Source organism: Allobosea sp., assembly GCF_017308075.1.
Classification (GTDB): Bacteria; Pseudomonadota; Alphaproteobacteria; order Rhizobiales; family Beijerinckiaceae; genus Allobosea.
Genome location: NZ_JAFKFX010000041.1, coordinates 12,709 through 37,199 on the forward strand (window position 1 = coordinate 12,709; position 24,491 = coordinate 37,199).

At 66.4% G+C, this 24,491-nt stretch carries 15 protein-coding genes and 1 pseudogene; 7 read left to right on the forward strand and 9 right to left on the reverse strand.

Annotated elements, in window-relative coordinates; genetic code table 11:
- Nucleotides 1–56 precede the first annotated feature (56 nt).
- Both J0J10_RS21395 and J0J10_RS21400 read right to left on the reverse strand, forming a co-directional pair.
- A pseudogene (locus tag J0J10_RS21395) lies at nt 57–6,791 on the reverse strand (SDR family NAD(P)-dependent oxidoreductase); the annotation flags it as partial.
- Nucleotides 6,792–6,903: 112 nt separating this feature from the next.
- Nucleotides 6,904–8,250, reverse strand: a complete 1,347-nt coding sequence (locus J0J10_RS21400; RefSeq protein ID WP_291649000.1) for a glycosyltransferase family 4 protein — start codon at nt 8,248–8,250, stop codon at nt 6,904–6,906.
- 61 nt (nt 8,251–8,311) lie between these two features.
- Here J0J10_RS21400 and J0J10_RS21405 point away from each other — a divergent pair, with 61 nt between their 5' ends.
- Nucleotides 8,312–9,037, forward strand: coding sequence for a CDP-alcohol phosphatidyltransferase family protein (locus tag J0J10_RS21405; protein WP_291649002.1), 726 nt, complete (start codon nt 8,312–8,314; stop codon nt 9,035–9,037).
- Between the two features lie 33 nt (nt 9,038–9,070).
- Here J0J10_RS21405 and J0J10_RS21410 read toward each other — a convergent pair whose 3' ends face one another.
- The gene (locus J0J10_RS21410) at nt 9,071–10,846 is read right to left on the reverse strand and encodes a WcbI family polysaccharide biosynthesis putative acetyltransferase (protein WP_291649003.1); all 1,776 of its coding nucleotides are present in this window, start codon (nt 10,844–10,846) and stop codon (nt 9,071–9,073) included.
- 266 nt (nt 10,847–11,112) lie between these two features.
- Between J0J10_RS21410 and J0J10_RS21415 the strand changes: the two genes are divergently transcribed.
- The 4 genes from J0J10_RS21415 to J0J10_RS21430 all read left to right on the forward strand — a co-directional run bounded on the left by J0J10_RS21415 (nt 11,113) and on the right by J0J10_RS21430 (nt 15,087).
- Entirely contained in the window at nt 11,113–12,858 is a 1,746-nt protein-coding gene (locus J0J10_RS21415) for a fatty acyl-AMP ligase (RefSeq protein ID WP_291649004.1), read from the forward strand.
- Nucleotides 12,859–12,915: 57 nt separating this feature from the next.
- Nucleotides 12,916–13,161: an acyl carrier protein gene (locus tag J0J10_RS21420; protein WP_291649005.1), complete on the forward strand. Its 246-nt coding sequence runs from the start codon at nt 12,916–12,918 to the stop codon at nt 13,159–13,161.
- A 156-nt stretch (nt 13,162–13,317) separates the two neighbouring features.
- The gene (locus J0J10_RS21425; RefSeq protein ID WP_291649006.1) at nt 13,318–14,211 is read left to right on the forward strand and encodes a metal-dependent hydrolase; all 894 of its coding nucleotides are present in this window, start codon (nt 13,318–13,320) and stop codon (nt 14,209–14,211) included.
- Nucleotides 14,212–14,220: 9 nt separating this feature from the next.
- A complete protein-coding gene (locus J0J10_RS21430; RefSeq protein WP_291649007.1) occupies nt 14,221–15,087 on the forward strand; it encodes a class I SAM-dependent methyltransferase in 867 nt (288 codons plus the stop codon).
- Here the strand turns inward: J0J10_RS21430 and J0J10_RS21435 are convergent.
- From J0J10_RS21435 to J0J10_RS21460, 6 genes are all read right to left on the reverse strand, one after another.
- Entirely contained in the window at nt 15,065–15,841 is a 777-nt protein-coding gene (locus J0J10_RS21435; protein ID WP_291649008.1) for a sterol desaturase family protein, read from the reverse strand. The two genes, J0J10_RS21430 and J0J10_RS21435, sit on opposite strands and share 23 nt — an antisense overlap.
- A 26-nt stretch (nt 15,842–15,867) precedes the next feature.
- Complete coding sequence (locus J0J10_RS21440) at nt 15,868–16,761, reverse strand: FkbM family methyltransferase (protein WP_291649009.1); 894 nt, start codon at nt 16,759–16,761, stop codon at nt 15,868–15,870.
- A 157-nt stretch (nt 16,762–16,918) separates the two neighbouring features.
- Nucleotides 16,919–18,823 carry an adenylyl-sulfate kinase gene (gene cysC / locus J0J10_RS21445; RefSeq protein ID WP_291649011.1) on the reverse strand — a complete coding sequence of 635 codons (1,905 nt, stop codon included), beginning with the start codon at nt 18,821–18,823 and terminating at the stop codon, nt 16,919–16,921.
- Nucleotides 18,820–19,713 carry a sulfate adenylyltransferase subunit CysD gene (gene cysD, locus J0J10_RS21450; protein WP_291649013.1) on the reverse strand — a complete coding sequence of 298 codons (894 nt, stop codon included), beginning with the start codon at nt 19,711–19,713 and terminating at the stop codon, nt 18,820–18,822. Before cysD ends, cysC begins: the two co-directional genes overlap by 4 nt.
- Before the next feature lie 84 nt (nt 19,714–19,797).
- Entirely contained in the window at nt 19,798–20,922 is a 1,125-nt protein-coding gene (locus J0J10_RS21455; protein WP_291649015.1) for a polysaccharide biosynthesis/export family protein, read from the reverse strand.
- A 225-nt stretch (nt 20,923–21,147) separates the two neighbouring features.
- Complete coding sequence (locus tag J0J10_RS21460) at nt 21,148–22,350, reverse strand: KpsE/RkpR family capsule polysaccharide export protein (RefSeq protein ID WP_291649016.1); 1,203 nt, start codon at nt 22,348–22,350, stop codon at nt 21,148–21,150.
- A 196-nt stretch (nt 22,351–22,546) separates the two neighbouring features.
- Between J0J10_RS21460 and J0J10_RS21465 the strand changes: the two genes are divergently transcribed.
- Entirely contained in the window at nt 22,547–23,749 is a 1,203-nt protein-coding gene (locus J0J10_RS21465) for a KpsE/RkpR family capsule polysaccharide export protein (protein WP_291649017.1), read from the forward strand.
- A gap of 1 nt (nt 23,750) precedes the next feature.
- The gene (locus tag J0J10_RS21470; RefSeq protein WP_291649018.1) at nt 23,751–24,461 is read left to right on the forward strand and encodes an ABC transporter ATP-binding protein; all 711 of its coding nucleotides are present in this window, start codon (nt 23,751–23,753) and stop codon (nt 24,459–24,461) included.
- The last annotated feature ends 30 nt before the right edge of the window (nt 24,462–24,491 follow it).

Genomic DNA, 24,491 nt, shown 5'->3' on the forward strand with positions numbered 1-24,491 from the left:
AGCCGCTGCCCGAGGCGCTTGTCGCGGGCGATGAGGCCGACATCGGAGATGGCGCCCCAGCCGATGGCGAGGCCGGGCTTCCCCAGGCTCCGGCGGCCGCGCATGAAGCCTTCGAGGAAGCCGTTCGCCGCGACATAGGCGCTCTACCCGGGACTGCCGATCAGCGTCGTCGCTGACGAATAGGCGACGAAGAAATCGAGCTGATGGTCCGCGGTCGCCTCTGACAGGTTGATGATGCCGTCGACCTTGGTGCGCAACACCGCCTCGAGCCGTTCCGGCGCGAGATTGGCGATCAAGCCGTCGTCGAGATGCACCGCCGCATGGATCACGCCGCGAAGCGGGCCATGGTCGCGGGCGAGACGCGCGACGGTCTCCCTGACGGCAGCTCCATCGCAGATGTCGAGCGCTTCGACGATGACCTGCGTACCAGCGGTCCGCATCTCGGCGAGCTGCGATGCGAGCTCCTCGTCCACGGCGCCGCGGCGGGAGAGCAGCGCGACATGCGAGGCGCCCTTGCGTGCGAGCCATTGGGCGGTGGCGAAGCCGAGGCCTGCCGTGCCGCCGACGACGATATGGAGTCCGGGCGGAACCGTGTAGTCCAAAGACGCGAGATCGGTCCGCGCCGTCCGAGGCGGACGGATGACGATCTTGCCGACATGCTCGGACGCCTGCATGGTCCGGAATGCCGCACCGACTTCGTAGGCTTCGAAGCTGCGATAGGTCAGCGGCCGCAGACCCTGCGTCCGGAAAGCCTCCGACAGCTCGGTCATCATCCCGCGCACCAGATCGGGATCGACGGCGAGCAGTTCGTCGAGGTCGACACCGCTATAGGCGATGTTGCGCAGGAAAGGCCGCAAGGCCAGCTGCGTATTGTCGAGAAAGTCGCGCTTTCCAAGTTCCAGGAAACGCCCGAACGGCTTGAGCAGGCGGAAGCTGGCCAGCATGGCCGGGCCGGCCAGTGAATTGAGCACGACGTCGACGGGGCCGAATTGCCTGCGGATCTCGCCGGCGAAACGTTCCTGACGCGAATCGAAGACCGCGTCGGCGCCGGCCGCCGTGGCGATGGCGCGTCGCGCCTCGTTGCTCGCCGTCCCGAAGACACGCGCCCCGTGCAGCTTGGCGATCTGGATCGCGGCGAGGCCGACGCCGCCGGCCGCACCGTGGACGAGGACGTCTTCGCCGGCGCGGACATGGCCCCGCGCGACCAGGGCATACCACGCCGTCGAAAAGGCGACGGGGATCGTGGCCGCGGCTTCGAGGTCGAGCCCGTCAGGCGCCGGGAAGAAATGCCAGTCGGGGCAGGTGATGTGGGAGGCGAACGCGCCGGCGGCGAAGCCCATCACCGGATCGCCCGGCCGCAGCCGCGTCACGCCCGGGCCGACCCGGCTCACGCGCCCCGCGCATTCGAAGCCGAGTGCCGCGCGGGTCAATCCGGCGCCGAGCAGATCGTCGTCGAGGAGACCGAGGCCGACCATCACGTCGCGATAGTTCAGCCCGGAAGCGACGATCTCGACCTCGATCTCGCCATCCCGCGGGGCCTCACGCGGCTGGCGTTGCCATTCGAAGCCGTCGAGACCGACGCCATCGGCGAAATGGAGGACGGCACGTTCATGCGGACCGAGCGGCGTGTCGAGCGCGATGCCGCGCCGAATACGGCTGACCTCGACGCCCGAATCTGTGATCCGAATGTCGCGCTCGGCATTGTCGAGCGCGAGAATTCCGGTGAGATCGACGCCGGCCGCATCAGAGATATCGACGAGGCGCAGGTCGATCTCGGGAAACTCGTTGATCGCGACGCGTGTGAAGGCCGAGACGCCGGCATCCTCGCCCAGGCGAGCGCCGTCGCCGGTATGGGCGTTCTGGGTCAGGACCAGCATGCGGCAAGGCCGCCCTGCTTCGGCGAGCAGCTTCAGCAGCGCCGCCAGGGTCTCGATGCGCGCAGCCAGTCGGCTGGTGGGCGGCGCGTCCGGGGCCTCGGGCGCGACGACGACCGTTGCGCGCTCGCCGGGCGGCAGCGCCGCCAGCCAGGTGCCGAGCGCCTCGATGTGGTCGCGATCGACGATCTCGGGATTCGCCAGGCCGTAGCGTGCTTCGTGAGCGCCGACGATCGCGACATGGTCGGATGCAGCGGGCGCGATGTCGGAGCGGACGGCGCGAGCGCTGGCCAAAGCCAGAACGCGATCCGCGTCGTGGCCGGTTTCGACGGCGACGACACGTGCCGACTCCAGACGCCGCCGTAAACCGTCCGTCCCGCCCAGCGACGGGTTGCCACGATCCTGCCAGATGGACTGGGTCGAGCTCCCGAGCAGGAAGGCGAGGTGCAGATCGTCGACGGGCGCGGCGAGCAGGATCGGCGCACCGTCTTCCAGGAGGTCGATGGCGCTGCGCTGCGCCGCCTCGTTCGTCTCCTGGAACGGCGAGAGCGGCATGCCGAAGCTGATGAGCGCATCGAAGCGCCACGGGGCCGATTTCTCGCTCCCGTCGAGGACCAGCATGTCGAACAGGCTGCCGACGCCCGGCCAATGCCGCTGCTCGTCGGCCCTCGCGGCGTTGGCGACAGCGAGCATGACCTTGATGCGCCCTTCGCGGGTCGCGGTCGCCAGCGCTTCCGCCAGTCCGCTGTTCCAGTCGCCGGCGACGAGCACCCGCAGCGGCCGCGTGGCGGCCGCAGTCCAGAGGTCAAGCGTGTGGCCGACCGTATCGCGCAGCGGCCCGGAAAGCCCGAGCAGGCTCCACTGGTCATGAGCGAAGCCGGCGGGACGCGTATCGATCTCGCCGGTGCGGAGGAACGGCCCGGCTTGGGTCAATGCCTGCGCCGCCAGGCGCAATTCGCGGTTCGCCGCCGGGAAACGCTGCATCAGCGTGCCGAGCAGGGCTTCCGGCGAAGGCATGGCGAAGGTCGCGGAGAGCCGTGTGCCGGCCTCGGTGCTCTCCAGCCCTCCCGCCATGGCGAGAATGTCGCGCGCCATCCCGAAAAGCGGCTGGGCGGCTGTAGCAATCACACCACTGGTCGCGGCGCTCTCGAAGCTGTCGCCGCTCTCCGGCGGCAAGAGATCGCAACAGAGCTTTCGCGCCAGGGAAACGGCGAAGGCCTTCAGCAGCAGCGAAAGCTGCTTCGCCTCGCCGGGTTGGCCCCGACCGGGGTCGGCCGCAGCGAGCGGAGGCGGCGGCAGGGCGACGGGAGCGACCGCCAGACGCTCCTCCCGAAAAGTCCGCTCGACCATGAAGGGCTTGACCAGATGGACGGAGCGCAGGACCGCCGCCTCGATCGAGGCGACGAGTTCGCCCCGATCACACATGAGGGAGACGGAGAGCGTCTTGAAGCGGTCGGTTTCCCGCAGCAGCTTGGTCACCGAATGCGTGATCTTCGCCCCCGGCTTCCAGACGCGGATCTGCCGGAAACGGATCGGGAGATGCGCCTTGCGCTCCCCGTCCCGCTGCGGCCGCGCGAGGAAAAGCCCGTGGAAGCTTCCGTCCAGCGAGACGGGGTGCAGCACATGCAGGTCGTCATAGGCTCCGACGCCGCCATCAGGCACGGAGAGGCGGCTTTCGCCAACGGTGTCGTCGCGCCGTGTCGAGAGTACGACCTGGAAGCGCGGTCCATAGTCGAGACCTGCGCGCTCAGCCGCAGCGTAGATTTCCGCGCCCTCGTTCAGGATCGGGTTCTCGACCGCGGGGATCTCGGGCGTCTGCGCCGCAGAGGCGGTGTGCAGCGGCCCGAGTACGCCGCGGGCGTGCAGTATCCAGTCGCTGCCGGCGAAACGGCGCCGGCTCCAGATCTCGATCGTCCCGGTATGCTCGAAATGGCGGGTCGAGATCTCGCGCGTTTCGTCATCGGCGAAGGTCATCGCCTTGGTGATGTCGAATTCCGCGATCTCCAGGGGCACTGCCCCGAACAGCTCCCGGCTGGCCGCCAGGGCCAGCTCGATCAGCGCCGCCGCGGGCATCACCACGCCGCCATCGACCCTGTGATCGCCGAGATAGGGCAGCAAGACCGGGTCGAGCAGATTGCGCCATTCCGGCGAACCGTTTGAAACGCGCGCTCCGAGCAAAGGGTGTAGCGGCAGGCTTGCTATCAGGCGACCATGGGCGTTGAGCGCTTCGCTCGTGCCGTCGAAGTGATACTGCTCCGGCTGGAACGGATATGGCGGCAAGGCTTCAACCGCAGCCGGCGGCTCGCCGAAAACGGCCTGCTGCTCGTGCCGGACGCCATTGACCACCATGCGAGCGACCACGCCGCGGATCGGATCCCGATCCGCAGGGTCGCTTGCCGACAGCGTCGACAGGATCGGGTTCTGGGCCTGGCTCGCCCGCAGGATATCGGCGATCGGTCCGACCAGGATCGGGCGCGGGGCGATTTCGACGAAGGCAGCTTCGGGATGGGCCGCCAATGCCGCCTCGATCGCCTCCGCGAAGCGCACGGGGCGGCGGATATTGTGCCACCAATACGACGCGTCCAACATGGCGGGAGCCAGCGAATGCCCGGTCACCGTCGAATAGAACGGGATCTGCGGCTCCTGGCCGGCTATCCCGCCGAGGTCGCGCAGAAGGCCCTCGCGCACGACCTCGAGCGCCCGCGAGTGGAAGGGATAATCGACCGCCAGGGGCACGCTGGCGATCCGGCTTCTGCGCGCCAGCCGGGCCAGGACGTCGAGCTGCTCAGCGGGCCCCGACACCGTCGTCGAGGACGCGCTGTTGTAGGCCGCTATATCGACCTCCGACGTGCCGGCCTGCCGAATGAGATCCTCGACATTGGCCGGGTTGCTCGCCAGAACCAGCATACGGCCTTTGCCGCGCACCGTTTCCTGATGCCGGCTTCGCTTGTGCATGACCCGCAAGGCGTCGCGACGCGACAGCAGCCCGCAGCATTCCGCCGCCGCGACCTCGCCGACGCTGTGGCCGAGCGCGCCGAGGGGGCGGACACCATACTCTGCGAGAACAGCGGCGAGAGCCGACTGGATCGCGAAGATCAGCGGTTGTGCCACCGAGGTGAGCTCGAGCTGCTCGTCCGGGACCCCGTCGCGCAGATGGTCGGCGATCGACCAGCCGGCGATTTCGGCATAGAGGCGATCAATGTCGTCGATCTCGCGCCGGAAGGACGGATTGGTCCGATAGGCCGCGACGCCCATCTGCGCGAATTGCGCACCATTGCCGCTGAATACGAAGACTGCGCCGCGTTCCGCCCCGTGAACGACCGCGGCCGCGCCGCGCCCCTGCAAATCGGAACCCTGGCCGAATGCGCGCAGGCTCGCGGCCACATCCGCCGCTGCGGTAGAGCCATCCGGGACGGCAATGGCCAGTCGATGCGGCAGCAATTCGCGCTGATGCGCGAGGGCGCTCGCGACGCGCGCGACGGCGCGTCCATCCGCAACCGTCTCGGCGATCTGCAGCGAGCGGGTCTTCAATGCGTCGGCCGTGCCGCCGGAGACGAGCAGCACCTCGGCCTGGCGCGCGCCTGATCCGTTCGTTCCGGCAGGTTCAGGTTTGTGATCGCGCGCCGCGCGCAGGATCGCGTGTCCGTTCGTGCCGCCGAAACCGTAATTGCAGACGCCGGCGAAAAGATCCCCGTCATCGGAGGTCAGTGTGAGCGGCTGCGTCAGTGGCGACAGATTGAGCTCATCGAAGGCGATCGCCGTGTTTCGCTCTTCGGTGAACAGCGAGCGGGGTGCGAGGCGATGCTCCAGCGCCAGGCTCGCCTTGAGCAGACTGGCCAGCCCGGACGCCGCTTCCAGATGGCCGATATTCGATTTGACCGATCCGATCGGCAGCGGCGCACTGCGTCGCCGACCCAGCCCCTCGCCGATGGCGGCGGCCTCGATGGGGTCGCCGATCTTCGTGCCCGTCCCGTGCGCTTCGACGAATGCGAGCGCTTCGGGCGCGATCCCCGCTGACCGGTAGACCGTCTCGATCAGATTCTGCTGCGATTCCTGCGAAGGCAGCGAGATGCCGTTCGTCCGGCCGTCCGCATTCGTGCCGGCGGCAACCACCACGCTGCGGATACGGCGGCCGGCAGCGACCGCTTCCGGCTCCCTTTGAAGCAGCAGCACCACGGCCCCTTCGGAACGGACATAGCCGTCCGCAGCCTCGGAAAAAGGCCGGCACAACCCGGTGGACGAGAGCATGCGTGCCTGAGAGAAGCCGATGAAGGGCACGGGCGAGAGCAGCATGTTCACACCGCCGACGATCGCCAGCTCGATGTCGCCGGCACGCAGCGCCGAGACCGCCTGTGTCAGCGCGACGAACGAGGACGAGCACGCCGCGTCGACCGTGAAGCTCGGGCCCTTGAGGTCGAAGACATAGGACAGCCGGTTGGCGAGAACCGACAGCGCATTGCCGGTCATGAAGTGGCTGCCGATCACGGCGGGATCGAGCGCCCCAACGCTCTGGTAGTCGGCCAGGGAGGCGCCGACATAGACGCCGATATTGCGGCCAGCGAGCGAGGAGGGCGGCAGACCGGCATCCTCGCAGGCGCGCCAGGCTGCCGTCAGCAGCAGACGCTGCTGCGGGTCCATCTGCTGCGCTTCTCGCGGCGAGATGTTGAACGGTGTCGGATCGAAGCCGAACGCGTCGTCGAGATAGCCCCCGGCGAAGGTGTAGGAGAAGCCGGGAGCAGGGTCGCCCGGACGAAGGAAACGCTCCACATTCCAGCGCCCATGAGGGCGGGCCGAAACGACGTTACGGCCGGCCGTCAGCAGCTCCCAGAAGGATTCGAGACTATTCGCACCCGGAAGGATGCACGAAGCGCCGATAATCGCGGCTTCGGTGGGAATTGACTGCTGTCGGAGCGACATGGACTTAGACAATCCTAGCGAAATGATACGACCCGCCCGGCGCTTCTCGGCACTATTGTCCCACCATATGCTCCCTGCTGATAAGGGGGCTTCAGGCAAAAAACAATCCGAGTCACGTCCGGGCCGCCTGATCGGTCAGGATCGTGTGAATGAAATGTGACAGTGACGAAAAGTAATCCGACCAGGTGAGCTCGGCATAGCCGGGAGACGGGGCCAGACGGCGGGGCTCCCCGGACAGCAGCGCGGCGATGGCGGCCTCCCAGCCCGGGCCGTCGATCGGATCGACGAATGTCGTCCCCGGATGTCCCACTTCGCGATGCGCAGGGATGTCGGAGGCGATGACCGGCGTGCCGAGGACAGCCGCTTCCACGACCGGCAGGCCGAAGCCCTCGATGAAGGACGGCATCAGCAATGCGCGCGCGCCGCTGATCAGCCGCTTGAGCGCCGGGGTCGAGAGGCCGTGAAGCACATGGATGTAGTCGCTCACCTGGCCGGAGCGCCGCAGGCGATCGAGAATCAGGTCGCCCTGCCAGCCCTTGGCGCCCGCGATCACGAGATGCGGCGTGGCTGGACCATGCTTGCGATACAGGCGCTTCCAGACCTCGAGAAGCAGAAGATGATTCTTTCTCAGCTCTACCGCGCCGCAGATCACGAAATACGGGACGCCGGTCAGGGTCGGATCCGGGTCGGGTGCCCCGCGAAAGATCGAGGGGACGGGCAAGGGCAGCGCAAGTGTCGGCAGTGCCTTGGCGCCGCGGCGCTCCAGCTCCGTTTCGATCGCCTTCTGGGCCGTTCGTGTGGTGACGATCAGACCGGCGGCATAGCGCGCGGTCTGATCGACCATGGTCGCGTGCGCCTTGACGGCGTGCGGGGCGACGTATTCCGGTGTCTCCAGCGGAATGACGTCGTGCAGCATGAAGAGCGGCCGGATATCGGGCCGCCGGTTCAGCCAGCGCAGAAGGAACGGCACCGTCAGACCGACCTGGCCGACATTGACGTAGACCGTGTCGCGCCCGAGGCTCGCAACCGCATCCTCGCCAAGGCCGATGCCCGTCGCCTTGAGCAGGGCGGTCATGCGCGCCGTGAGGGTGAGAGCGCCGTTTGAGGGTAGGTACCAGGAGGATTTGCCGGCCTGGATCGTCGGAGCGAGCGATGTCCAGGCGCCGTCGATCGCGGGCTGCCTGTTCTCCGCCCAAAGTTCCTCGAGACGCGTGAGGCCACGCAGGACGCGCTCGCGCGAGAAGGTCCGGGTGCCCCATGCCGTGGGCAGGATCGCGCAGCAATCTTCCGTCGAGTGCTCAAAGAAATGGCGCGCATAGGCCAGATCGACGCGGTCGATGCCCCGTGGCGTCAGGGACAGCGGCCCCAGCAGAAGGCGTGTCGCGTCATAGGCAATAGGCACTAAAGATCCTAAAATTCGTTTAGTTGTGACGGTCGGCCATCGTCGCCTGCTTGCCAAGACAGCCGAGTAGAACGGACTTCATGTCGAAAATCAATCCGATCTATACGCCCGGCGATACTTGCAACCAGCGATCCGTTCGGCGATAGCTGGTTCCACGATTGGCATCAAGCAGTCACCGCCTTTGATACGCATACACAACAGCCTGGTCCGCTCCCTTGAGAGGAAGGCGCTGGACTGGCTCGTCGGGCGCGCGCCCGCGCGCGTCACGCCCGATTTCCTGACGGCTTTCGGGATCATCGGCGCCGGGATCACGCTCGTCGGCTATGTGCTGGCCAGCTGGTCTCCCGGCTTCCTGTGGCTGGCCACATTGGGCCTCGTGCTTCACTGGCTCGGCGATTCGCTCGATGGCAGCCTCGCGCGCTTCAGGAAGATCGAGCGCCCGCGATACGGCTATTTTCTCGACCAGTCGATCGATGTCGTCGGGAACCTGCTGATCTGCGTCGGCATGGGCCTGTCGCCCTATGTACGCATGGATGTGGCGCTATTCGCGCTCGCCGGCTACCACGCCTTGTCGATCTATTCCCAGGTCAGGGCCTGCGTGTCCGGCGAATTCCACGTCTCCCTGGCCGGCTGGGGCCCAACGGAGATGCGCCTGCTCATCATACTGATGAATACCATGGTCTTCTTCTTCGGCGCGCCGATCTTCGAGGTGGGTGGTCTGGCGATGACCTGGTGCGACGTCTCCGTCCTGCTGATGGCAGCCGGCTTCTTCGTGACCTTCGTGCACTTGCTCGCGAGCTATGCCCGGCAGCTGGCTCGCGAGGAGGGCGACACCGGCAAATAGCGACGCATCGCCACCCGAAACGGCGTTGGATGGCTATCCGTAATAGGCGATGTATTTCCGGAAATACGCCTCCCAGGTCAGCCATTCGCCCCGAACCAGGTACGTCCGACGAGCGTCCGCCCAGCCCATTCCCAGCGCCGCCGCGACTTTCGGGTGGATAGGCACCTGCAGGCGACGCAGCGAGTTCAGCGAGCCGGGCAGCAGGAAATGCAGGGGCAGTCCGAGCTCGCGCGCAACCTGCCGGACCAGCATTTTCATGATTCGGCCATTGGGGTGGGCCGTCGTATAGAAGGTCTGCTTGCTCCTGAAATTCTCGAGGATGTAGGCCCCGATCCCGGCCGCGAATTTTCGGTCCATGTCCTCGAGGCGCGCCTGCTCGAAACGGTGCAGGCGGTTGAAGTCGACGACCCGCTCGATATCGAGCGACTCATAAGCCCGGAAGCGTTGCTCGTGATCGGGGATTTCCTTGCGCAGCCGCGCCAGGAGGCCGTCGAAATAGGTGAACTCGAAATTCGGGAAGTCGCGATTGCGGGCCAGCTTGTCGTCCGGCCCGTTGAAGGCGTCGAAGGGCCAGGGCGAGGCGAAGCGCACGCAGGGGTAACGCAGCGTCGGCAGGTCGCTCGGCACATGCGCGCGCAGCGGATACTGGTCCCATTCCCGAATGTCCTGGACGAGGAGGAGATCGCATTCCTCCAAATCGCGCCGGCCCTGCTCGTGCAGATTGGCAGGCAGCTCCATATAGTGGTGCTTGACCGAGAAATGGCGCGAAAAGCCGGAATGATGACGAAGCGCCTCGGCGAGAAGATTGCCCTGGCAGTTCCCGAAGATGACGATCTGCTTCCTGACGCCTCGGCGGGCGGCCGGCCTCCCGGAGGATTGCTGCGATGGTGGAGCGAGGGGTTCTGCGGAGAACCGGTGCAGATCAAGCGCGGTGAGGAGGATGTCCGCATTGCGGAAGTGGCTCAGGCGGATATCGATCGAGCGCGGCACGCCGGCATCCAGGCCCAGATCCCGCGGCACGGTGAATTCGAAGGAAACGCGGCCGGATTCCAACTCGCTCGTCCCGAACCGGCCTTCCCCGAGCGGAATGCCGTCCCGCGTCCTGACCGTGACTGCGAGTGCCTCGTCGGAGATGTTGCGGGCGCGCCTGAGAACGCAGCCGATTTCTGCGCGATAGCTGCCCGCCGGCAGCCGCAGGATCGCCGAGCTGCGGCCGAGCTTGAGGCGTGTGACGGACAAGGGCGAAAGGCGCACCGCGCCGGGGGCGGGAAGGGTTCGCAGCCGGCCGAGTAGCCGCCATGGCGCGAGTTCGGCCGGCGCTTTGGCAGCGCAGTCTGCGGACGCCTCGCGATGCAGCGTCACTTCGAGCATGGTCAAGAAGGCATTGCCGAAATGCGTGAAGCGGAACTCGAAAGGGGCGTCGGCGCCGCTTTCGATGCTCAGATCTGCTGGAACCGTGAATGTCAGGCTCTGCTCGCCGTCGCGAAGCTCGGCTGCGCTGTAGTCGCGCCAGCCCCGCAGGATCCGATTCTGCGCGATGACCTCGAGACCCATGACGGGGTGCTCGCCCTGCAGCGGCATCTTCACCCGACAGCGGAAGGACAGGCGGTATCGCCCTGCCTCGAGGCGCAGGAAGGGGCCGTAGAGAAAGGCCTGGGCCGGGATCAGGAACACGACCGATACGGTGCCGTCGGCCCAGCGCCTCGCTGGTTCGCGAACCTCCATCACGGGCAGGAGCGGCCGGGCCTCGTCATCGCGAGACTGCCGAGGCGCCCCCGGCGTCGTCTTGACTTGATCTAGAGCATCCATCCTCTGTTCCAACAGGTCGGGCCCGGCTCCTCTGCGTGATCCGCGACGATCCTGCAGAACGGCCCGCCTCGCAAGCCGACCCGGTCCAGCTCTAACATCACTGACGCGGCCATGCAGCCATGGCGCGTCGGCTTTCCAGGTTGATCTGGTGGGAGGTGCGCTCCATAGAAGGCTACGGGCTCCTTCCAGGTCCTCTCCATGGCAGAGAAGACGGCAGTATACTATTCGAAGATCGCTGACGGCGCTCGTTCCACAGATGGATCGCTATGAGTCATTTTTCGTCCCTGGCAGAGGTCTTGCAACATCAGGCCATGACGAGGCCGGAGATCGCCGCCGTGACGGTCTATTCCGACCGCCCGGGTGAGCCTTCGAAACTCAGCTTCGCCGAGCTCTACGCGCAGGCGGCGCATCTGGCCCGGCAGCTCGCGGCCGAGACGGTGCCGGGCGATCGCGCCCTGCTGGTCTTTCCGTCCTGTCTCGAATTCGTCGTCGCCTATTTCGCCTGCCTGATCGCCGGGGTGGCGGCGGTGCCGATGATGCCGCCGCGCCGCAATGCGAACCATGATGCCAGCGCCGCCATCATCGCCGACTGCGCGCCGCGCCTGGCGCTGAGCCCGGCATCGGATCCTGATCCGCGCGGCCTGCTGCGCGAGCGTCTGGCCGCGCGCGGCATCCGCCATCTCCCGGTCGCCCTGGCATCCCGGCCGAACCAGGCCGGAGAACGCCGGAGCAACCCGACGGGCCTCGCCTTCCTGCAATACACCTCGGGTTCCACCTCCGCCCCGAAGGGGGTCATGGTCAGCCATCGCAATCTCCTGGCCAATCTGGAGATGATGCGGCAGCGTCTGGGGAACCATACGGGCTCGGCGCATGTGAGCTGGATTCCGCTCTATCACGATCTCGGCCTGATCATGAACCTGCTGCAGCCGATCTATCTCGGCGCGCCTTGCGTTCTCATGACGCCATCGGGCTTCATGCATCGCCCGCTCAACTGGCTGAGGGCCATTCACGAGCATCGTGCCGAGGTCGCTGCGGCGCCAAATTTCGCCTTCGATCTCTGCGTCGACCGTTTCCGGCCCGAGCAGATGGAGGGCATCGACCTCGGCGGATGGAAGATCGCGCTCAACGGCGCCGAGCCGGTGCGCGCGGCGACGCTGGAACGGTTCAGCGCCACCTTCGCCGCCTATGGCTTCGCGCCCGAAGCGATGCGGCCGGCCTACGGGCTGGCAGAGGCGACATTGCTGGTGAGCGCCGCGGAGCGGGGCAGCCTGCCCCGGACGCGCGAGGTCAGCGCCCGGGCGCTGAAGGCCGCGCGAATCGCCTCGCCGGAGGGGGAGGGCGACTGCCAGAGAATAGTCAGCTGCGGCTCGCCGATGACGGGGCTATCCATCGCCATCGTCGACCCGGACACGTTGCATCCGGTGCAGCCGGGCCGGATCGGCGAGATCTGGATCCGGGCCGACAGCGTCGCCGACGGCTATTGGCTGCGTCCGGAAGAGAGCGAGCGGGTTTTCGAGGCCCGGCCACAGCGGGCGGGGACAGAAGCCGAAGATAACTGGCTCAGGACCGGCGATCTCGGCCATCTCGACGAGGCTGGCGAACTCTATGTCGTCGGCCGGATCAAGGACGTCATGATCATCCGCGGCGTCAACCATTACCCGCAGGACATCGAGGCTACGGTCGCGGCGAGCCATCCCGCCCTGCGGCGGGATCACGGCGCGGCCTTCACTATCACGGACGAGCATGGCATCGAGCGCATCGTCGTCGTCCAGGAAATCGAGCGCAGCCGGCGCCACGCCGTCGTCGAGGCGGAGGTGGTCGCGGCGATCCAGGCGGCGGTGGTGAACAATCACGACGTCGCCGCCGACCGGATCGTTCTGATCCGGACCGGCTCGCTGCCGAAGACCACGAGCGGCAAGGTCCAGCGCGATCTGACCCGGCGCCGCTTGTCGGAGGGAACGCTCGAACGATGGAATCTGCCCGAGCGGCCGGGGGAAACCATCCCCGCCTGACACGGACCCGTTCCGCTTCGCTTGAAATTGCTCTCGCTCCCCACCCGACGGATCGCCATGCCACCCACTTCCGAGATTGAACGCTTCTGCACCGCCCGGCTTGCCGCCATGTTGGAGATCGACGAGGCCGGCATCGCGCCGATGACGAGCTTCGCCAGCCTGGGGCTCGATTCGGCCGCCGCTGTCCATTTCGTCCTGGAGGTCGAGCAGGAATACGGCGTCGAGCTCTATCCGGGCGTCACGCAGGATTATCCGACGATTGCGCAGTTCGCCGAGCACCTCGCTGGCGCGGCAGCCCCCTAGGCTGCTGCCGATCCGTTTGCGCATGCGGGCGGGGTTTTGCGTCTGGCTCCGCCATTGCCGTGCGATGCAACCTCGACGGGTTGCGCTGTTAACGATAGGTAGTCGCCTGCCGACGAACCGATGCGGCAGGGGACCCACCGGGATGGACCAGAGCTGATGGCACATGCTCCGAACGCGGCCGGCGGCCAGCACATGGCGAATGCCGAAGACATCATCCCGCGCGACATCCGGTTCGGTATCCTCGACAACGCCCAGCGCCATTGGCTCGAGGACGACATCATCAAGACGGTGCTGATCGACGGGCTCTCGATCTTCCTGCCCGAGGGCGAGCGCTTCTTCATCCGCTCGCTGAAGCATTACGGGCCGAAGCTGCAGGACCGCGAGCTCGCGGCCGAGATCAACGGCTACTCCGTGCAGGAGGCCTATCACACGCGCGAGCACGAGGAATACAACCGCGCCATGGCCAGGCTCGGCTACGACGTCGAGAAGATGGAGGCGCCGATCCGTCGGGGGTTCGACATCGTCAAGAACCCGCTGCACCGGCTGTCGATCACCTGCGCGATCGAGCACATGACGGCGACGCTGTCGACGCTGACCTTGCGCCATCCGGAGCTGATGGACAGGGCCGCGCCGGCCTATCGGCGGCTGTGGATGTGGCATGCGCTGGAGGAACTCGAGCACAAGGCCGTGGCGCTGGACGTGCTCAAGGCGGCGACACCGGAAATGTCGAGCTGGCAGCGCTATTTCGTCCGCGTCCTCGGGATGAACGGGACGCTGTTTCCCTTCCTCGTGCTCTTCCTGCGCAACGTCCCGATCTATGCCAAGACGGACGGGGTGAAGACCGGGTTGCGCTTCTGGCTGCGCTTCTTCTGGGTGACGATGGTCTATCCCGGCTATTGGCGGCGCTGCTTGCCGAACGTGCTGCGCTACTACCTGCCGGGTTTCGACCCGCGCAACAGCGATGACCAGGAGCTGATGCGCAAGGGGCGCGACTGGCTAGCCGCCAATCTCCCGCCGGCGCCCGGCGCCTCGCCGCAGTCGGCCTCCTGAGCATCGGACATGGCGAGCCAAGCCTTCTCCGGCCTGCTGGAAGCCATCGATCGGGGCGCCTTCCCCAAGACCCGCAAATGGCTATGGCGCGGCCTCTACAACATCCTGTCCCGGCGCTGGCGCGACGACGACTGGCGTTTCATGAACTACGGCTTCCTGCCGCCCGCGCCCGGCATTCCGCTGGAGCAGGAGGACGAGGCGGACCGGCCCTTCATCGGGCTCTATGCGCAGGCGGTCGCCGGATTGCCGATGAAGGGCGCGCGCGTGCTCGAGATCGGCTCGGGACGCGGGGGCGGGGCGCGCTACATCGCCCGCTATTGCGAGCCGGATTCCGTCATCGGGCTCGATTATTCTCCCGCGACGGTCGCTCTCGCCCGCCGTCTCAATCGCGACACGCCGAGGCTGGCCTTCGAGGTCGGCGACGCCGAGAAGCTGCCTTTCGCAGACGGCGCCTTCGACGTGGTGATCAACATCGAGTCCTCGCATTGCTATGGGGATGTGGCGGCCTTCGCGCGGGAGGCGGCCCGCGTCCTGGCTCCCGGCGGCTGGTTCAGTTTCGCCGACATGCGCGGCAGGGCGACACTCCCGCTGCTGCGGCAGCAGCTGGCGGTGCCAGGGCTGGTCCTGCGCGGCGAGACCGACCTCTCGCAGGGCGTCATCACCGCGCTCGACGCAGCCGAGCAGCGCAAGCGGGCTCGCATCGGCAAGATCCGCTTCATGCGCGGCTTCATCAGCGAGTTCGCAGGCTCGCAGGGCTCGATTCTCTACCGGGAGCTGAGCGAGGGCGGAGTCGTCTACCTCGCGCAGCGCTATCGGAAGGAAGACGATTTCCGCGAACTGCCTCCTCCGACGATCAGCGACGCTCCGAAGGCGTAGGTGGGGCTGGCTCCGTCGCCTCGCCGCCGGACGGCTCGAAGCTCTTCAGCGTGTCGTCGTAGCGCGGATGCAGCGTGCCCATCCAGCGGTCCCACAGCGAGAAGGTGTGGCCGTAGTTGAAGCGGAACGTGCCGTGATGCTGGTCATGGAACACGGTGCTGGCGAGCGGCCAGGGCGAACGCCCGGCGGGCGAGGCGAAATGCTCGAAGCCGGCATGCCCGAGCATGCCGCTGATCTGATCGTAGAGCTTCTGCAGCACGAGCATCTGCCACGGGATCGGCAGGATGAAGACGATGATCGCGTAATAGGCCTGGTTGAGCAGCGCCTCGACGAAGCTTTCGTGATGATTGCTCCACACGGTCGGCGCCACGCTCTTATGGTGGAGCGCGTGAAAACGATAGAAGACGCGGCCGTGGAGCAGCCGATGGACCCAGTAGAACCACGCATCGTAGAGAACGACCGAGAGCAGCAGCATCAGCGGCCCGGACCACCAGCCGAGTTCGAGCGGGGTGAGAGACCAGCCCTGTTCCTGTGCGAACAGGCCGAAGGCGAAGCAGGCCGACAGCGTCAGGATCGAGATCGGGGCCTGCCGCAGCTCCTTCCATTTGCGCCGGTTGACACGGTCCTTCTGGATGCGGCGTTCGGGATGCCGACGATTCATGACCTCGAAGAAGAGGCCGGTGAGCAGCATCACCAGCACGACGGCAGCCACCACCAGACCGAAGAGGCGGAGGAAGTCGTTCAGCAGCGCCACGGTCGCAATCCCATCATCGATCCGGTTCAGGCGGCGCCGTCCAGATAGAGCAGGCGATCTTCCTGGTTGCCCGGGTCGAGCAATTCCTCATCCGTGACGGGCGTGACTTGCGCATCGTAGCCGAGGCATCGCAGCACCGGATAAGGGCCGCGCAACCGCGCGAGCAGGCCTCGGGGATCCCGGCAGCGCCCCGGGTTGAATTCGAGGATGATTCGCGGCCGCCAGCGTTCGATGGTCCGACCCAGCCCGAGCGCGATGTCCTCTTCCGCCCCTTCCGCGTCGATCTTCAGAAAATCGACGCGGGGGAAGCCGGCGAAAAGCGTGTCGAGGCTGTGGATCGGCACGGCGACCAGCGAGGCGTCGCTGCGCGCTTCCGCCGCGCCGACGAGGGTGGCATTCTTGGGTTCGCCCGCCGGGACGAACAGGCATCCCTGTCCGTCGCCCGCGCCGGCAGCCGCAGCCGTGATGGTGCTGCGGCCCGCGAAGCCGTTGAGCTCGAGCGTTCGCTTCAGCATCTCGACGACGGGAGGGTTGGGCTCGACGGCCAGAAGACGGCCCGTCGGCCCGATCAGATCGGCCATCAGCAGCGAGTAGTAGCCGAAATTCGCGCCGACATCGGCGACATGCATACCGGGCGCGACCACGCGGGCGATGAACTGCGTCAGCCACATCTCCCAATAGCCGTCGAGCATGACATGCGCGGCAAAGCCGCGATCCCGCGTGTCGAGAAACGCCTTGTAGCGTCCCAGGACCCGCGACAGCACGGTATGCTCGCCCAGATAGACGCTTTGGGTCGTCGCGCGGCAGATGCATTCGACTCGGTAACGGTCGGGGCCTCGCAGTTCATCGAGGGACAGGATGCTTCCGGGCAGGATCTGCGCCTGCATGTGCGGATGCTCCGCGATATGCGTCTTGTTCATCAACCCGTCCACTCCGACCGGACATCGATGCGCACCGCGGCGCGCTCGAGCCGGATCCGGTCACGCCACAGCGACCCGACCGTGAATACGCTTCTAAACTATTGATAGAGAACGTTTTGCCGAACCGACTGCATGTGCACTCTTATCGGAACGCGCTCTAGGTGGCGATACCCCGTTCGATCAACGCCCTCACGACGCGATCGGCCAGTTCGTCGGCCTCGTATCGGCTGCTGTCAAGGTGAAGATCCGGGGCGATGGGGCGCTCATAGACGGAGTCGATGCCGGTGAAGTTGCGGATCTCGCCGCGGCGCGCCTTTGCGTAGAGGCCCTTTGGATCCCTGTGCTCGCAGATTTCGAGGGGAGCATCGATGAAGACCTCCAGGAAGGGACAGCCGGCGAGGCGCTCGCGCACCATGGCCCGGTCGGCCGCGAAGGGGGATATGAAGCCGCACAGCACGATCAAGCCGGCATCGACCATGAGCTTGGCGACTTCCGCGACGCGACGCAGGTTTTCGACGCGGTCGCCTTCGGCGAAGCCGAGGTCGCGATTGAGCCCCAGGCGGATATTGTCGCCGTCGAGCAGGATCGTCAGCTTGCGCCGCGCATGCAGCCGGCGCTCGACGGCGTCTGCTATCGTCGACTTGCCGGCGCCGGACAGGCCGGTGAACCAGAGGACCGCGCCCTTCTGGCCCAGCAGGCTCTCGCGCGCCTGCCGATCGACCGTCAACTTCTGCGCGAACAGATTGCTGCCGCGCTCAAGCGCGTTCCGCACCATTCCGGCTGCGACGGTCTCGCCGCTGACGCGGTCGACCAGCAGGAACCCGCCGGTGGCCGGACAGCGGGAATAGCTGTCGAATGCGATCATTCCGGGCGTCGCGAGGTGGCAGATCGCGATCTCGTCGCGTTCGATCTGCGTGCCCGCCACCAAGGCGCCGCCGACGATGTCGAGCTTGCCCCGGATCGCCGTCACGGTCACCGGGGAGGTCAGGGTGCCGAGGCGCAGTTCGTAGTCGCGGCCGGCGAACAGCGCCCGCTCGCCGAACCAGACCACATGTGCCGCAAAGTGGTTCGCGCATGCCGGCGCATCGCCGCCGGCATGCAGCAGGTCGCCGCGGCCGAGGTCGATCTCCGGTGTCAGCGTGACGGCGACGGCCTCTCCCGGCCCGGCCCGCTCGGCCGGTCCGTCCGCCCCGATCAGTTCCCGTATGGTGGCTTCAGTGCCGCCTATGGCGGTCCTGACCCGCGCGCCTGAGGACAGCGTCCCGGCGGCGATGGTCCCCGCATAGAGGCGCTCGCCCCCGGCCGTGCGCCAGATGCCCTGGATCGGCAGGCGCAGGTCGCCGACCGGCTTCGGCCTTTCGATCACGAGGCGTTCGAGATGGTCGAGGAGTGTCGGCCCTCGATACCAGGGCATGGAGGGGCTGGCGGTCACGACATTGTCGCCCAGGCGCGCGGAGACCGGAATGGCGACGACCTCGAGATCGAGATGCTTCGCGACCGGGGCGAAGCTCTCGACGATCCGGTCCAGGCTATCCGCCTCGAACCCGACGGCATCCATCTTGTTCACGGCCAGGACGATGTGCCGGATGCCGAGCATGCCGCAGATCGCTGCGTGCCGGAAGGTCTGCGTCCGCAATCCGCGGACGGCGTCGGCCAGAATGATACCGACCTCGCATTGCGAAGCGCCGGTCGCCATGTTGGCGGTGTATTGTTCGTGGCCGGGTGTGTCGGCGATGATGAAATCGCGCCGGGGGGTCGACATGTAGCGATAGGCGACATCGATGGTGATGTTGCGCTCGCGCTCGGCCGCCAGGCCATCGGTCAGCAGCGAATAGTCGATCTCGCCTTGCCGGGTGCCGTAACGGCGCGAATCGGCATCGAGGGCTGCCAGTTGGTCGTCGGGGACGGCGCCGGCCTCATGGAGGAGGCGCCCGATGAGGGTGGACTTGCCGTCATCCACGGCGCCGCACGCCAGGATGCGCAATGCCGGCGGGCGTTCGGGTGGTGTCTCCCGTTCGGTCTCGCCGAAGACCGCGCGATAGGTTGCTGAAACGGGGTTCAAAAATAGCCCTCCCGCTTCTTCGCTTCCATGGACGCCGCGCCGGTGCCGTCGATCAGCCGGCCATGGCGTTCCGAGGTGGTGGTGGCTTCCAGCTCGGCCACGACCTCCGCCACGGTAGCGGCTTCGGATTCGACTGCCGCGCTGAGCGGATAGCAGCCGAGCGAGCGAAAGCGGACGGATCGTAGCTCCGCGACCTCGCCGGGCTGCAACGGAAAGCGCTCGTCATCCACGACGATGAGCGAGCCGCCTCGGTCGACCACCGGGCGCGGGCGTGCCAGATAGAGCGGCACGATCGGAATGCCTTCCGCCAGGGTGTAGCGCCAGACGTCCCGCTCGCTCCAGTTCGACAGCGGAAAGACCCGCATCGTCTCGCCCGGCCGCAGATGCGGGTTCACAAGGCGCCAGAATTCCGGTCTCTGGCTGCGCGGTTCCCAGCCATGTCCGGGGCTGCGCAGCGAGAAGACGCGCTCCTTGGCGCGGCTCTTCTCCTCGTCCCGGCGCGCGCCTCCGATGGCCACGTCGAAGCCTGCCTGCACGAGTGCCTGCTTGAGGGCTTCGGTCTTCATGACGCGGGTATAGGCGTTCGCGTCGGCGGAGAAGGGCGAGACGCCGCGCTCCAGCCCCTCGCGGTTGACATGCACCCTGAGCTCGTAGCCCAACGCCCGGGCAAGCCGGTCGCGAAAAGCGATCATGTCGCGGAACTTCCACGTCGTGTCGACGTGCAGCAGCGGAAATGGTGGCCTGGCCGGCCAGAAGGCCTTGGCCGCCAGATGGGCGAGAACCGTCGAATCCTTGCCGATCGAATACAGCATCACCGGCCGCTGGAAGAGAGCGGCCGTCTCCCGCAGCAGGAAGATCGCCTCTTCTTCCAGCCTCCTGAGGTGGTTCACGCCATTATTCGTCCGGTTCGGCGGGAGGGGGCCCCATTTGCGGGGCTTGGACCCTGTCGGCGCCTCGTTTGCGAGAATGCGCGCCTAGTAGAAGCGGCCCGCGACACTGGCGCCTTGAACCACCGGCGAGGACAGGCTCTGGAAGACGGAGAAGGCCTTCTGCAGATCCGTCAGCGGCGCATTCGAGACATAGAGGATATCGCCCCTCTGCATGCGCAGACCCTGGGCGATGAACAATCCGTTGGGGTCGCGCAGGTTCACGCGATAGACCACCGGAATCCGCCCGCCACGACCGAGGAGCGGGCTGTCCGGCTTGACCCGGCGCAGCAGTTCGGCGGATTCGAAGCGATACAGGAACACGCCTTCCGGGTCCGCGCGGAAGTCGAGGAGGCCGCCGGACTTGGCGATCGCCTGTGCCAGGTTCATGGCGTCGGCGTCGAACGGAATGTCGGTGTTGCGTCCGGTCGCGCCGGCGGCGATGAAGGTTCTGGGGTTCCGGACCAGCGTCAGGGTATCGCCGCCACGCAGATAGATGTTCTCGCGCGGGTTGTTGACGACGGTGATCATCGGAACCGCGACGGAACGCGAGCCGCGCATGAGACGGATCTCGGTCTCGTTGACGGGCGCGCGGATGCCGCCGGCTGCGGCGATGACGTCGAGAATGCGATCGCCCCGGTTGGAAAGAGGGATGCGCCCGCCCGTCGCCACTTCGCCGGTGACGGCCACCGTGCTGCTGACCGGACGGCTGACCGTCACCAGGATCTGCGGCTGGATCGCCTTGCCGGCGAGGCGTTCCTCGATCGTGCTCTGGACCTCGGCCGCCGTTTTGCCGGCCACTTTGACGCGCCCGGCGTAGGGCACCGAAATCGTTCCGTCACGGGCGACGGCCTGCTCCGGGATCGTGGCGGTCCGCGAACCGGGCGAGAAGCGATCCGTGGTCAGAGGTGCCGAGAAGAGGCCGCCTGCTCCAGCCTCCCAGATCGTCACCGCGACGAAGTCGCCGATCCCGATCCGGGTCTCGACCGCCCCGCTGCGATCGCCGAAGCTGCCGCTGAAGCTGTCGACCGCCCGGCTGTTCAGCGCGGCGAGCGAGGCCGGAGTGAGATCGATCAGCTCGAAGTTGAAGTTCGCGTTCTCGGCCGATGGGGACACGATATCTGAAGTGGACGGACCACTGGCAGGGAGATTGGAGCAACCCGCCAAAGTCATGGCGGACAGAATCACGAATAGGCCTACCCGCACAGATCTCGTCTCCTACGCCACTCTGCGACTACCACTGATTGTCCCGCTTTGAAAACGAAACGAAACCGAGGGAGCGCATTCCCTTTCGGAGTGTGGACTTCTTGCATCGCGAAACGGTTACGCGCTGCGCGGTGAACGGAAACATGCTTACCGAAACGTGAAGGGAGCGAGGCGGCCGGCGGTCCGCGGCGCCTATTTCATCTTGATGGCGTGTTCACGCACGCCGGCGAGGACCAGCCAGCCGACCAGGAACAGCAGGAGGCTTGCGGCGAAGGTCACCACCACCCCCCGCAGCCGGCGGGGCTGTTCGGCGAAGTCGGCGATCCGGGGTTCTACCACCCGCTCGAGATAGAGCTGCTGGCGACGCGCTTCGTTCCGTGCGACTTCGAGGCTGGTCATGGCGGAGGCGAGCGCCTTGACCGCGAATTCCCGCTGAAGATTGAGTCTTTCATAGCCAGCGATCTTTTCCGCCAGGCCGTCCGACGCATTCGAAACGCGCTGGCGCTCCAGCGTGATCTGCGCCTCGAGAGCAGCGATCCGGCGCCGCAGTCCCGGAATCTGCGGGGAGCTTGGCGAAGAAGCCTCGATCTCCCGCAGCTGAGCCGTCACTGCGGCCAGTTCGTCCGACAGGCGGCCGATGAGCGCGGCGATGACGAGCGAGCTCTGCGATGGGTCGAGCATCAGCTCGCGATTCCGGAATTCGGTGATCGCGAGCTGCGTCTCGACCAGGCGTTCCTCACCCCGCTTGACCTCGGCTTCGGCGAAGCGGATGGCGTCGGCACGGATTCTCTCGTTCATGCGATTGACCAGTGCCTCGCCCAGATTGAGCAATGTCCGGTTGATCTCGACCGAATCCTCGGGTCGGAAAGCCTCGACGGTCAGGGTCGTCAGCCCGGTCGTCGCGCCGTGGAGCACGCTGACGAACGATTTGTAGTGCTGGAACAGCTCCTCATCGCTCGAGCCGCGCAGCAGATTGGGATAGCGCGCCACGAAATCTGCGCCGGGGCGATCGAACATATCGCGCAGGGGCAGGCGCTCCGAGAGCGCAGTCACCGCATCACGCGACAGCAGATATTCCTGGACCGAATAGCTGTCGTCCTGTGACCGGGTGACGCCGACGATTTGCAGCAGCCCGCCAAGGCCGCCGGCAAGCGGCGCCTTGGCGGAGCGAACCACGAAAGTGGATTCGGACACGAACCGGTCCGAGGCGATCAGGCCGAAATAAATCGCCGAGAGCGCCGTGGGCAGCGCGACGAACAGAAGAAACGCCGCCTTGCTCCAGCTCAGGCGGATGCTCGGGCGCGGACGCAGCTCGGCATCGGGCGCCACGTCGGGAGCGCGATCTGTTCCGGGGAGCGGCAGGCGAAAATGCTTGGCGGCGAGCGGCCGTGCCACATGGGCGATCGGACGCAGCCGCCGAGAGAGTTTCTCGAAGCGCTGCCTCATGCCGGGACCTCGCTCCCCTCGCCGATTCGCAGAGAAGCGTTCATGTCAGGTCGATGTCGCGAGTGTCCGGAACCATTGGTTCGGCATTCCTATCGAAGAGGCGGCCTGCTATCTAGCACTCAAGTGTCGGGATCAGAAGTCGACGATGTCTCAAGGTATAATGCAGGAAAGTGCCACCGACTATGTTGAGCTCGTTCCCTTGCGGGTCAACGAGGCCGGTGTCGGCTTGCCCGCCAAGAAGCCTCTGCCCGGTTGGCTGGCTGCGCTGTCCCGGCACGCGCTGATCCTCGTAACCTTCGTCCTGCCCTGTTTCCTCGCCGTGCTTTATTACGGGCTGATCGTCGCTGACCGCTATACTTCCGAGGCGCAGTTCGTGGTCAGAAGCCCGAGCCGGGCAGGCCTCGACCAGCTGACGGGCATGATCCCGGTCACGGGTGGGGAGCGAGCCTCCGACGAGGCCAGTTCCGTTCACGAGTTCGTACGCTCGCGCGATGCCGTCGAATTGCTCGTGCAGAAGGCCGATCTGCGGGCGATCCTGTCGCGACCGGAGGGCGATGTCTTCTGGCGCTTCCCCGGATGGTTCTCCAGGGATCTGCGAGAAAAGCTCTTCGAGCGTTATCTGGATTTCGTCTCGATCAAGCCGGACGGCAGCACGGGCATCAGCACGCTGGTCGTGCAGAGCTTCCGGCCGGAGGATTCGGTGAAGATGGCCGAGGTCCTGCTCCAGGGATCGGAGGCGCTGATCAACCGGCTGAACGAACGCGCGCGCGCCGACACGATCCGGGCCGCCACGCGTGAAGTCGAAACGGCTAAGGCGCGTGCCTTCGAGCGGCGCGAGGAACTCACCACCTTCCGGACGCGCGCGGGGACAGTCGATCCGGCGAAATCCTCCCAGAACCTCCTGGAGACGATCGGGAAGCTGTCTTTCGAGGTCGCGCAGCTCAATGCGCAACTCGCCGAAGCGCAACGGAACTCGCCCCAGGGGCCGCAGATCACGAATCTGCGCAACCGCATCCAGGCGGTCGAGCAGCAGATCGTCGAGGAGAAGCGGCAGATCGGCGGGTCGGCCCAGGCGCTGGCCCCGATCATCGCCGAATATGAGCGCCTGGTGCTCGAGCGCGAATTCGCGGACCGCGCGCTCGCCTCCGCGCTCGCCTCGCTGGAAAACGCCCGGGCCGAATCCCAGCGCCAGCAGCTCTATCTCGAACGCGTCGTGGCGCCGCACGCCGCCGATTATCCGAGCCAGCCGAGGCGCTTGCTCTGGATCGGCATTGTTTTCCTGCTCAGCCTCTCGGTCTATTCGATCTGCCGTTCGCTGCGGGACTATCTTCGTCAGCGCGAGCATTGAGATGACGTCGCCTGCCGCCCTTTCGTCTCGGCCCGACACCGCCCCTGAAGCCGGCGCGGAGCGGGTGGTGCGTGCCGACGACATCGTGAAGGAATTCCATACCGAGCACGGTCCCCGACGTGTGCTGGACGGAATCTCGTTCAGCGTCGGGGCCGGCGAACGGATGGCGATCCTGGGCCGCAACGGTGCCGGCAAGTCGACCCTGATCAAGATTCTCGCAGGCGTCGAGCGGCCGACCTATGGCAAGATCCATCGCGGCCTGAACATGTCGTGGCCCTTGGCCATCGGCGGCGGTTTTGAAGGGCAGATGACTGGCTACGATGCCTGCCGGTTCGTTTCCGCCCTGTATGGCGCGCCGCTCAAGGACACCGTCGAGTTCGTCGCCGATTTCACCGAGCTGGGCAGCCAGCTCTTCACGCAAGCGCGTTTCTATTCAGACGGCATGCGGGCACGCCTGGCCTTCGGGCTCTCCCTGGCCATCGACTTCGAATGCTACCTCATCGACGAGGTCATCCTGGTCGGCGACCGGCGCTTCCAGCAACGCTGCCATGACGAGCTTCTCGTCAAGCGCAAGGACCGGGCCATGCTCATGGCGATCCATTCGATGGAATTCGCCCGAGAGTTCTGCAGCTCGGCGCTGGTTCTGAAGCAGGGGCGCGGCCGCGTCTTCTACGATCTCGATCTGGCCTGTTCGATCTATGCGACATTGTGAACCGTCACGCGGACCTATCTCTCGCCCGGT

What these genes read in the sequence shown, in the direction of transcription:
- J0J10_RS21410 (WP_291649003.1), bottom strand. Translation starts at nt 10,846, where the DNA reads ATGGATGCTCTAGATCAAGTCAAGACGACGCCGGGGGCGCCTCGGCAG.
- J0J10_RS21415 (WP_291649004.1), top strand. Translation starts at nt 11,113, where the DNA reads ATGAGTCATTTTTCGTCCCTGGCAGAGGTCTTGCAACATCAGGCCATG.
- J0J10_RS21420 (WP_291649005.1), top strand. Translation starts at nt 12,916, where the DNA reads ATGCCACCCACTTCCGAGATTGAACGCTTCTGCACCGCCCGGCTTGCC.
- J0J10_RS21425 (WP_291649006.1), top strand. Translation starts at nt 13,318, where the DNA reads ATGGCACATGCTCCGAACGCGGCCGGCGGCCAGCACATGGCGAATGCC.
- J0J10_RS21430 (WP_291649007.1), top strand. Translation starts at nt 14,221, where the DNA reads ATGGCGAGCCAAGCCTTCTCCGGCCTGCTGGAAGCCATCGATCGGGGC.
- J0J10_RS21440 (WP_291649009.1), bottom strand. Translation starts at nt 16,761, where the DNA reads ATGAACAAGACGCATATCGCGGAGCATCCGCACATGCAGGCGCAGATC.
- J0J10_RS21455 (WP_291649015.1), bottom strand. Translation starts at nt 20,922, where the DNA reads ATGACTTTGGCGGGTTGCTCCAATCTCCCTGCCAGTGGTCCGTCCACT.
- J0J10_RS21465 (WP_291649017.1), top strand. Translation starts at nt 22,547, where the DNA reads ATGTCTCAAGGTATAATGCAGGAAAGTGCCACCGACTATGTTGAGCTC.
- J0J10_RS21470 (WP_291649018.1), top strand. Translation starts at nt 23,751, where the DNA reads ATGACGTCGCCTGCCGCCCTTTCGTCTCGGCCCGACACCGCCCCTGAA.